We start from the raw sequence: 10,674 nt of genomic DNA, 5'->3' as shown, positions 1-10,674 counted from the left end.
GCACCCCATGGGCCAACGGGAAAAACGGCGAGATCCGAGCCATCTGACGCGCGCTCAACAGGAACAAATCACCCATGCCAGCCTCCTCAATGGAGACTGTGAATCACATCCAGAACGCAATTAATAGGTCCTGAGCCTAGATGCAGATCCGCACAATCGAGGTGCGGAGAGCTGCGCCACTCCCAGCCAGGTGAGAGACCGGCCATGAGGCGCTCGATGATTTCCCGGCTCTGCGGTCCGCGATCCACATCGTCGCCGAGGAAGACGATCGTGCCACCATCGGTGCGGGCCTTGATGGTGGCCAGCACTGCGTCGAGCAGATCGAACCGGCCGTGCAGGTCGCCTATGGCGAAGGTGACGGGCATGACCCGTCTCTCACAATCCCGGCACAGCCGGAGCGTCGCGGCCGAGCGAAGGGGCATCCAACTCCGCCACGGCGGCAATCTCAGCCTGGACGCGGACGAGGCCGAAGCGCTCCGTGAGCCAGCGTGCGTTTCGGACCCGGGCCCCCGCGTAGCAGGTGGTCTTTCCCGCCTCAGCCGCGCTGCGCCGCGCCGCGGAGATAGGCGGCGAAGGCATCGGCGGGCAGGGGGCGGGAAAACAGGAAGCCCTGGCCGAGCCGGCAACCCGCCGTGACCAGCAGTGCGCACTGGTCTTCCGTCTCGATGCCCTCGGCGACCACTTCGATGCCGAGCTTCTGCGCCATCACGATGATGGCCTCGCACAAGGCGAGATCGTCGGAGCCGCGCTCGACGCCCTGCACGAAGGCGCGGTCGATCTTGAGGAAATCGACGTCGAACTTCCTGAGATAGGCGAGGGATGAGTACCCGGTGCCGAAATCGTCGAGGGAGAGGGAGATTCCCATCCCCTGCAGCCGCTCGAACTGGTCGCGTACCGTGTCGCTCAGTTCCACCAGCAGCCCCTCGGTGATCTCCACCAGGATGCGCCGGCCGGACAGTCCATGTTCCGCGAGGCGCTCGGCCCAGGCGTCCAGCACGTCAGCGGACTGGCGGAACTCCACCGGGGAGCGGTTGACGCCGATGCGGATGGGCGGCAGGCCGGCGGCGTCCCAGGCGGTGATCTGGCGCAGCACGTCCTCGAACACCCACTGGCCGATGGCGATGATTTCGCCGGTCTGCTCGGCCACCGGGATGAACTCTGCGGGGCTGACGAGCCCCATCTGCGGATGCTGCCAGCGCAGCAGCGCCTCCGCCTTCACCACCTCGCCCGTCCCAAGGTCGATGATGGGCTGGTAGAACAGGCGGAACTGGTCGCCTGCGATGGCGCCGCGCAATTCGTTGGCGATGCGGCCGCGCCGTGTCGCCTCCTCTTGCAGCGCGCTGCGGAAGAAGCGGCAGCGGTTGCGACCCAGCCCCTTGGCCTCGTACATGGCCTGGTCGGCATGGCGAACCAGCGCTTCGGCGTTCTCGCCATCCTGCGGGAACACGGCGATGCCGATGCTGACCGAGGAATAGGCGAGGTCTGCCCCCAGACGGTAGGGGGCGCCGAGTGCCTGTCTCAGGTCGTCCGCCAGTTCGCGCAGCCGCCGGATGTCGTCTTCGGCGGCGACGATCATGAATTCGTCCCCGTTCAACCGGCCGACCGTATCGCCCGCGCTCAGGCGCTCGGCGAGGCGCCGCGCGGCTTCCTTCAACAGCATGTCGCCCTTGTCGTGGCCGAAGGCGTCGTTGATCTCCTTGAAGCGGTCGAAGTCGACGAACAGCAGCGCCATGCGCCGGCCGGTCCCGCGCGCCCGCGCGATCTCCTCTTCCAGCCGCTGGTGGACCAGGCGCCGATTGGGGAGCGCGGTGATGTCGTCGAAATTGGCGTGGTACCAGACCGCCTCCTGCGCCTTCTTCTGGGCGGAGATGTCCTCGACGATGGACCAGATGTAGGACCCGCCGTCGCTCGCATGGAGCCGCACGCCGGTGAGGCGCAGCGGCACGAGACTGCCATCCTTGCGGATGTATTCCTTCTCGTAGGGGCCGTAATGGCCTTGGGTCAGCAAGGCATCGAGCTGCTCGCGCTCCTGCGCGGCGTATTTCGTCGGCGTCAGTGTCCAATAGTCCAGCCGCCGCAGCTCGTCCGGGCTGTAGCCGCAGATGGCGCAGAATGCGGAATTGAACTCGAGGTAGCTGCCGTCCATTCCGTTCAGCACGATGCCGAGGGGGGAAAGCTCGAACAGGCCGCGCAGCTTCTCCTCGCTGTCCCGCAGGGCAGGCTCGGTACGCCTGATGTCGGTGATGTCGACGGACACGCCCACCAGGGAGCACGTCCGCCCGCCCTGATCACGGATGGCGCGCCGCAGCGTGTGCAGGGTGCGGTCCTGGCCGAGGGCGACGTTGCGCATCACCTCGTCGCACGCGACGGCAGAACCCTCCAGCGCGCGGCGATCGTTCTCCATGAGGCGCATCACCTGTTCCGGCGGGAAGATGCCTTCCCCCGTGCCGCCCACCACCTCGGTGCGCGGGATGCCCCACTGTTCCTCGCAACGCCGGTTGATGAGGATGAACCGGCTGTCCGGGTCCTTGACGAACACTGGCACGGGGATGGCGTCGAGCACCGCCGGCATTCCCTTTTCGAGCCAGTCGAAAATCCCGGACATGCCGCTTCCCGCCCCCACTCGCGACGCTCAAGGTCAAGCTATCATGGACCGGGTCGGTGAACAGGAGGTACCGGGGCGGCCAAAAGTAGCCCTCGCAGTCCTATCGCGTCGATGGGGCGCCGAGATAGCCGCGCCCGGTCGCGAGCACCACCAGCGCGACCATCGTCCCGGCGTGGCGGATTTCCACCGTTTCCAGCGGCTCGACGCTCTGGAAGCGCCGGCGCATGGCGTTCATCTGGGCTTCCGATCCGGCGACATCGAGCACGAGCACTGCGTCCGCGCCTTGGCGGCCGTGCTGGATGTCGCTCATGAGGAAGCCGCGGCAGTCGTCGCCCATGCAGGCGACCGGCCAGGACGGGCCGAGGGCGTAGCCCACCTTTCCGCCCATATGCCAGACGGGCGTCGCCACGAAGGCATGGGGGCCGGGTGTCAGGCCGTGGCGCCGCACGGCTGCGTCGAGGTCGCTCCAGGTCGCGAGTTCCCGCAGCGGGTCGCCCCCGGTGCCGGAGACCGCCGTGCCGAGGGAAGGCACCATGGAGACCGTGGCGATCACGGCCACGCCCGCCGCCGTGAAGCCCGCGGACCACACCGTCCAGCCCCGGATCGCGGCGTTGGCGGCCCAGCGCTGCGCGGTGGCCCGCCCGAGCAGGGGGAAGAGCATGAGATAGCCCGGCGCCGCCCAGTGGAAGAAGGGCTTGGCGCCCGACCAGGCCGCCACCATCGGAAACACCAGCACCGGCCCGGCCGCGAGGCACAGGAGCAGGAGGGCGCGCGGGTTGACGGGCCGGGCCCTGAGCGCGCGCACCGCCGCCGCCACGAGGCCGACCCAGATCCAGGGCGTCAGGAACAGGGCGATGCCGCCCACCACCATCAGCGCCATCAGCGGGTGGAAGCCCGCCGCCGACGCCCGCGCGCTCTGGAAGGCGAGGGAGGCAAAGCCGTTGCCGACGTTCCAGGCAATCACCGGCGAGAACAGGACGAGGGCGACCACGCCACCCGCATAGGGCCACACGGTGCCGAGCCATTTCCGCTGCCGCGGGCACAGCAGCAGGAACAGGAAGGTTCCGGCGAACAGGAAGACGCCGTGATACTTGGAGAGCAGCGCCAGCCCGCCCAGGGCTCCGGCCAGAAGCCACAGGGCAGGGTGGGCCCGCTCGTCGAACAGAACGTGGGCGATCACCAGCGTTCCCGCGAGCAGGAAGGCGATGAGCGGCCCGTCCGGCAGCACCCAGGTGGCGCTGGTCAGGCCCAGCACGGGCGCGCAGGCCATCAGCAGCGCGGCCCACACACCGGCCCAGCGGCCGAACAGCCGGGCCGTGAGCAGATACATGAGCAGGGTCGAGAGGGTGGAGAGCAACAGGAACGGCGCCCGCACCGCGAGCGGGGCCTCCGAGCCGAAGAGAACGGCGGAATAATGCGCCAGCCACCAGGCCATGGGCGGATGGTCGAAATAGCTCAGCGCCGGGATGCGGCTGGTGACGACGGTATAGGATTCGTCGTTGCCGAGCCCGGTGGTGGCGGCGAAAAGGAGACGCACGGCCAGTGCGAAAACGAGCACGGCGGCAAGGGCCGAGGCGGGGGAAATCCGGTCCTGCAGCGTCTTGAGGCCTGCAGGCCGGTCGCCGACGCCAGGCCTCGCGAGACCTGGCATGGATACGCTCACTTGGACGGTCCCCAGACGAACAGGGAGGTCATGGCGAAGTTCCAGACCGCGCCGATCACGGAGCCCGCGACGCCCGCGAGCCACCAGCGCCATCCGCCTTCGAACACCCAGCTGGCGACGCCCACATTGGCCACCGCGCCGGCGCCGCAGATCAGGTAGAACTTCAGCAGGGCCGGCAGCATGGCGAGGCCACTCACCCGCCGGTCGCGATAGGTGAAGACGTTGTTCATGGCGAAGTTCGACGTCATGGCGCCGATGGTCGCGATGGACTGGGCCACGGCGAAGCCGAGCCCGACGAGCAGTCCGCCCTTCAGCATCAGCAGGTGCAGCACCAGCCCTGCGCCGCCCACGGCCGAGAACCAGACGAAACGGGGCGAGATGGTGCCGCCGCTGACCTTGAAGATCAGGAGGGTGACGAAATCGAGCATCGTGCGGCTGTCGAGCTTGCTGTCACCCTCGTCACGGGCGGCGAAGGCCATGGGCACTTCCACGACCCGCATTGGTTCCTTGCTTGCTGTCATGATGTCCAGGAGGATCTTGAAGCCGTTGGGCGAGAGGGCGGGCGCGAGGCGTTCCACCAGCGCACGGCGGATGAGGAAGCAGCCGCTCATGGGGTCGGACGTCTTGATGCCGAGGATGCGGCGCGCCATGCCGGTGGCCGTGCGGCTCATGGCGCCGCGGCGGCGGTTCAGCCCGTCGGCGCTGCCGCCATCCACATAGCGGCTGGCAACCACGAGGTCTGCATCAGGGGACCGATCGAGCATGGTCCGCAGCACGTTCACATCGTGCTGGAGATCGCCATCGATGACGGCGACGAGGGGCGCCTGGGCCGCCAGCATCCCCTCGATGCAGGCGCCGGCGAGGCCGCGCCGGCCGACCCTGCGGATGCAGCGGACGCGGGGATCCCGCTCGCCGATCTGCCGCACGGTGTCTGCCGTGCCGTCAGGCGAATCGTCGTCGACGAAGATCACCTCGTAGGGGACGCCCTTCAGCGCGCCGTCGATGCCGGTGAGCATCCGCTCGACGTTGCCGCGTTCGTTGAAGGTGGGGACGATGACGGACAGCCGCGGCACCGCAGGCAGCGCGCCGGCGGTTACGCCGTCCGTCGCATCGGATTCGGGCTCGGCGCTGCCCGGCCGGATGGCGCCGGGGCTGCGGGGAGACGAGGAACCGAAGGGGGCAGGCGCGGAATCCGGCATTCTTTGTGCGTTATCCTACGGCCTTGCGAAACGATGGGTCGAAGGTACGGTCGCGCTGGGGCCGCCGGCGCAGATCCTTCCGGGAACGTGGGGGAGAGTGCCGCAAGCCTCCCCCATGTCGAATCTCACTACCTGTCCGGCTGACCAGCCAGCCTAAGGATGTCAGGCAGCCTCTCCCGTAAGCGATGGGGGCGCGCACCGCAAGCCTCCCCCCGTTTGGCAACGACACTAGGAAGCCAAGCTTACAGCCAGCTTACGGCTTTGAGGCGCGATCCGCCGCAGTCTTGCCGGGGAATGCGGGGCTCGCTCCCTGGCTACCCCCTTGCGCGCAGCTCACGGCGGAGAATCTTGCCGGTGGCGGTCATGGGCAGGGCATCGGTGAAGGAGACGAGGCGAGGATATTCGTGGGCGGAGAGGCGGGTCTTCACGAAGTCCTGGATGTCCTTCGCCAGCGCCTCGGAGGGAGCAACGCCCGGCTTCGGCACGATCCACGCCTTCACCGCCTCCGTGCGGAGCGCATCCGGAACGCCCACCACCGCCACCAGCGCCACCGCCGGGTGCTTGAGGATGCAGTCCTCGATCTCACCGGGGCCGATGCGGTATCCGGCTGAGGTGATCACGTCGTCGGCGCGGCCCACGTACCAAAGATAGCCCTCCTCATCCTGCCGGCCCATATCGCCGGTCAGGAGGAAATCGCCGGCATATTTCTGCGCGGTGGCCTCGGGATTCTTCCAGTATTCCAGCATCATCACCGGATCGCCGCGGCGGATGCCGATGTGGCCTTCCGTTCCGCAGGGAAGCTCAACGCCCGCGTCATCCACGATGCGCACGTCATGGCCAGGGATGGCCTTGCCCATGGAGCCGGGGCGGATGGGGAAAAAGCTGGAGTTGGAGCCGACCACGAGATTGCATTCAGTCTGCCCGTAGATCTCCCGCGCCTCGACACCCAGCCGCTCCTCGACGAAGGCGCCCAGCTCGGCCCCCAGCGTCTCCCCGCCGGTGAGGAGGGAGCGCAGCTTCAGGCCGCTGTGCTTCACGTCCGCCTGCCGCAGCAGCTTCAGCGCGGTGGGGGGCAGGAAGACGTTGCGCACATGATGGTCCGCCATCAGCGCCATGGCCGCGTCGGGATCGAACTTCTTGGCCCGGTGGGCGAGCACCGGCACCCCGAAATAGAGCGAGGGGAAAAGCACGTCGAACAGCCCGCCGATCCACGCCCAGTCGGCCGGCGTCCAGTGCAGGTCGCCGGGCTGCGGCATGTATTGGTGGACGAACTCGATGCAGGGCAAGTGCCCCAGCAGCACCCGGTGGCCGTGCAGCGCGCCCTTCGGATTTCCGGTGGTGCCCGAGGTGAAGATGATGATGCCGGGATCGTCCGGCCCCGTATCCGCCGGCGTGAAGCGGTCCGAGCCCTGCGCCAGCGCCGCGTCGAAGGAGAGGGCGCCGCCACTGTCGGGGCCGATGACGAAGACATAGGCGAGGTCGGGCAGGTGGTCCCGCACCCGCATCAGCTTGGCGAGGCCGCCCAGATCCGTCACCAGCACCTTCGCGCCCGAGGCGGCGAGCCGGAATTCCAACGCCTCGTCGCCGAACAGGGTGAACAGCGGCACCGAGATCATTCCCGCCTTGAAGGCGGCGATGTGGGCGATGGCCGTCTCCGGCGCCTGCGGCAGGAACACCGCCAAGCGGTCGCCGCGCTGGAGGCCCTTGGCGACGAGGACGTTGGCGAAACGGTTGGTGAGGGCTGTCAGCTCGTCGAAGCTGTAGGAGCGGACCGCGCCCGTCTCCTCCACGAAGATCAGCGCCGGCTTGCCCGATCCGTCCGCGTGAGCATCGGCACAGGCGACGCCCATGTTGAAGCGGGCCGGCACCTGCCAGGAAAAGGCGCGCTTGAGCCCCGCATAGTCATCGGCCGGAACGAGCATCGTCACCTCCCTCGGCGCCGCTCTGCCGGCGGCTACGCTTCAAGGAAACGATCGAACGTTTTTTTCCGGGGGAGGTCAAGGCTATCCCGCGCGCCACAGGCGCGCGGGACGCACACGTCAATAATAGGAGGCGATGGCTTCCACTTCGGCCTTCGAGCCGAACACCAGCGGGATGCGCTGGTGGATGTGGTGGGGCTGGATGTCGAGGATGCGCGTCGTGCCGTCGGTGGCGGCGCCCTTGGCCTGCTCCACCAGGAAGGCGAGGGGGAAGGCCTCGTAGATCAGGCGCAGGCGGCCGTTGTCGTAGCCCTTGCGCTTGTCGCGCGGGTACACGTAGACGCCGCCGCGGGTGAAGATGCGGAAGGCGTCGGCCACCATGGAGCCGACCCAGCGCATGTTGAAGTCCTTGCCCCGCGGGCCTTCCTTGCCGGCGAGGCAATCGGCGAGATAGCGCTGCATGGGCGCATCCCAGTGCCGGACGTTGGACTGGTTGATCCCGTATTCCTTGGTCTCGGCGGGAATTTCCACATCGGTTCGCGCCAGCAGGAACTCGCCGGTGCGGCGATCATGCACGAACACCTGCGTGCCTTCGCCGAAGGTGGCGACGAGGATGGTCGCCGGGCCATAGGCGAGAAAGCCGGCCGCCACCTGCGCCGAGCCGGGCCGCATCACCGCATCCTCGGGCTTCGCAAACGCCGCAGCGTCATAAGGCATGATGGAATAGATGGTGCCCACGGACACGTTGGTGTCGATGTTGGACGAGCCGTCCAGCGGGTCCACCGCCACCACGAGGCGGCCTTCGGGATTGAGCGGGATCAGCTCCTCGCTCTCCTCGGAGGCGAGGAAGGCGGTGGGGGTGGGCAGGAGCTTCTCGCGGATCAGCTCCTCGGCCACCACGTCGAGTTCCTTCTGGGCGTCGCCGCCGGCGTTGGGATCGACGCCACGGATATTGGCGAGCCCCTCCTCCAGCGGGCCACGGGCCACGAGGTCGGCGATGCCGAGCCCGGCCTCGGCGATGGCGGTCACGGTGGCGGCCACGGCCTGCCGCGACGCGTCGCTCCCTGCCCAGTCCGTGAGATAGGTCTTGAGGCTCACAGCAACGCTCACCTTGTGCTCTCCTTCGATCCGCCGGCTGGGCCGACGGCAGTCCGATCGGGTTTCGTCTTGCCCCGCCTCAGCGGGTGCGGACGATCTCTATACCGACATCGCCAAACACGCCGGTGACAGGCGCGCCCGGCTTGTGCACCACCACGCGCACCTGCTCGACCATCTCGAAATGGTCCAGAAGGCGCGTGGAGATGCGCTCCGCCAGCGTCTCGATGAGGTGAACGGGATCGTCCCCCACCACCGCGGCGACCTGCTCATAGATGCCCTGGTAAGACACCGTGAGAGCCGCATCGTCCGCCCAGGCGGCGGGGCGGGTATCGAACCAGCAGTCCACGTCGATGATGAAGCGCTGACCCAGCTCCCGCTCCGCGTCGTACACGCCGTGACGCGCATAGAAGGGCAGTTGCCGCAGGAACAGCCGGTCGGTGTTGTGGGGACGGGTACGGGGCGCGGGGTTCGCGTCGGCCTGCGTGTCCGCAAGGGCGGTGGGATCTTCGGAGGTCATCTCATCCTCGCGCGGAGGCGCCGCCATGGGCGCGCTCCCTGCCTCAAACTCGATGCCTTCCTATTGGTTTCGCCGCCTGCTTTCAACGGATCTTCACCTCGACCGGAGTCGGACGCGGCAGCCGCGGCATGGACGGCGGCACGCCCTCGCGGATCAGTTCGGGCACGAAGGCGAGCGGATTGACGCCGAGTGCCGCGTGCAGTCCGGCATAGGACGCGGTGACACGCGGGTTCACCTCGGCCACGACAGGGCCTTCCGGCGTCAGGATCACGTCGATGCAGACGATGCCGGAGAGGCCGGGAATGGCTTCCACCACCCGTCTCGCCGTCTCGGCAAGGCGTCCGTCCTCATCCGCGATGCCGCCGACCTGCACGCCCTCGAAGGCGAACACGCCCACAAGGTGGCTGATGCTGAGGCGGTTCGCCGCGAGCAATGTCACCCCGTCCGGCCGCACCAGCACGCTGAGGCTGGCGAGGTTGCCGTTGAGGAAGGGCTGGACGACGAGGCCACCGGCGCGGGGCAGGGCAGCCCTGTTCGGCCAGGCGCGGGCGGCGGACCAGCCGGTGCCGTCCTCAGGCCGTGTCACCAGATCGCCGTCGAGCCCGGAGGGCAGGGCATCGAGCGGGTAGGTCGGGACGTGCGGAATGCCGTACTCCGCGAGGCGGCGGGCCAGCGCCAGCCGGTTCGAGGTGAGGATGACGGCCTCGCCGGAACTCGCGAGCGTGCGGGCCCCGCCCTCGCGCATCAGGCGGGCAAGGCGCGCCAGCAGGCCGCCGGCCTCGGGGGCGATGGGCCACACCACGTCGGCGTCCTGGGCGAGGCCGGACCAGATGATCCAGGGATCGTCGCCCTTGCGCACCGGCACCGCCTCCTCGTTGGGCGGCGGCAGGCGGTCGTCGTAGGCCAGCACCAGGTTGATGCCGACGAGTTCCTGGAGATCGGTGACGATGGCGTCGCGGATCAGGCGCCCCTCCGCCAGGGCCGCCTCCGGCAGGGGCTTGTCGCGCATGCCACCGGATGTCACGTACTCGCAGATGAAGACGCGCATGGGGCTCCTCTCGCAAACGCTCAGCCGGACCTCGACATGCAGCTTATCCCCGTCGTTGACCTGAAGGGAGGGGTGGTCGTGCGTGCCCACAGGGGCGAGCGCGAGGCCTATCGTCCCATCGTCACGCCGCTTTCCCCCTCGGCCCGGCCGCGGGACGTGGTGGCGGGGCTGCTCTCGCTCGCCCCGTTCCGCACCCTCTATGTGGCTGATATCGATGCCATAACCGGGGCAGGCCGCAACGATGACGCGATCGCGGAACTCGTCCGCGACTTCCCCGGCCTCGACCTGTGGGTGGATGCCGGGGAGCGCGATCCGGCCCAGATCGCCGCCCGCACCAGATCCCGGCTCGGCACCAGCATCGTCGGCACCGAAGTCCTCGGCGAGGCCGACGTGGAGGCCGCGCTCGCCGTGGACGGGGTGATTCTCTCCCTGGACCACGATGCCGCGGGACCGCGCGGGCCGGCGCGTGCGCACCGCGATGCGCGCCTGTGGCCGGCCCGCGTGATCGTCATGACGCTCGCCCGCGTCGGCAGCGGCGAGGGGCCGGACATGGCCGCGCTGGAGCGCGCCGGCCGGCTGGCCGAGGGGCAGGGGGCGGCGCCCGCGCTCTACGCCGCCGGCGGCG

The 10,674-nt window shown here is 68.7% G+C and carries 9 protein-coding genes; 1 reads left to right on the top strand and 8 read right to left on the bottom strand.

Features of this window, described 5'->3' with window-relative positions:
• Nucleotides 1-86: 86 nt before the first annotated feature.
• From ACE3QW_RS20205 to ACE3QW_RS20170, 8 genes are all read right to left on the bottom strand, one after another.
• Nucleotides 87-365, bottom strand: a complete 279-nt coding sequence (locus tag ACE3QW_RS20205) for a metallophosphoesterase (protein WP_374253564.1) — start codon at nucleotides 363-365, stop codon at nucleotides 87-89.
• 170 nt (nucleotides 366-535) lie between these two features.
• Complete coding sequence (locus ACE3QW_RS20200; protein WP_374253562.1) at nucleotides 536-2,605, bottom strand: putative bifunctional diguanylate cyclase/phosphodiesterase; 2,070 nt, start codon at nucleotides 2,603-2,605, stop codon at nucleotides 536-538.
• 100 nt (nucleotides 2,606-2,705) lie between these two features.
• The gene (locus tag ACE3QW_RS20195; protein ID WP_374253560.1) at nucleotides 2,706-4,256 is read right to left on the bottom strand and encodes a glycosyltransferase family 39 protein; all 1,551 of its coding nucleotides are present in this window, start codon (nucleotides 4,254-4,256) and stop codon (nucleotides 2,706-2,708) included.
• A gap of 8 nt (nucleotides 4,257-4,264) precedes the next feature.
• Complete coding sequence (locus tag ACE3QW_RS20190; RefSeq protein ID WP_374253558.1) at nucleotides 4,265-5,467, bottom strand: glycosyltransferase; 1,203 nt, start codon at nucleotides 5,465-5,467, stop codon at nucleotides 4,265-4,267.
• A gap of 314 nt (nucleotides 5,468-5,781) precedes the next feature.
• The gene (locus ACE3QW_RS20185; protein WP_374253556.1) at nucleotides 5,782-7,389 is read right to left on the bottom strand and encodes an acyl-CoA synthetase; all 1,608 of its coding nucleotides are present in this window, start codon (nucleotides 7,387-7,389) and stop codon (nucleotides 5,782-5,784) included.
• 117 nt (nucleotides 7,390-7,506) lie between these two features.
• Complete coding sequence (locus ACE3QW_RS20180) at nucleotides 7,507-8,496, bottom strand: class 1 fructose-bisphosphatase (RefSeq protein ID WP_374253554.1); 990 nt, start codon at nucleotides 8,494-8,496, stop codon at nucleotides 7,507-7,509.
• A 67-nt stretch (nucleotides 8,497-8,563) separates the two neighbouring features.
• Nucleotides 8,564-9,028: a dihydroneopterin aldolase gene (folB, locus tag ACE3QW_RS20175; RefSeq protein ID WP_245279410.1), complete on the bottom strand. Its 465-nt coding sequence runs from the start codon at nucleotides 9,026-9,028 to the stop codon at nucleotides 8,564-8,566.
• Nucleotides 9,029-9,083: 55 nt separating this feature from the next.
• Nucleotides 9,084-10,049, bottom strand: a complete 966-nt coding sequence (locus tag ACE3QW_RS20170) for an ATP-grasp domain-containing protein (protein WP_374253552.1) — start codon at nucleotides 10,047-10,049, stop codon at nucleotides 9,084-9,086.
• Nucleotides 10,050-10,127: 78 nt separating this feature from the next.
• Here ACE3QW_RS20170 and ACE3QW_RS20165 point away from each other — a divergent pair.
• Nucleotides 10,128-10,674, top strand: a 547-nt coding sequence (locus ACE3QW_RS20165) for a nickel transporter (protein WP_374253550.1), incomplete at its 3' end; no start/stop codon positions are given.

This window comes from Xanthobacter sp. (assembly GCF_041911315.1).
Lineage (GTDB): Bacteria > Pseudomonadota > Alphaproteobacteria > Rhizobiales > Xanthobacteraceae > Xanthobacter > Xanthobacter aminoxidans.
This window is presented reverse-complemented; position numbering and strand designations above follow the sequence as displayed.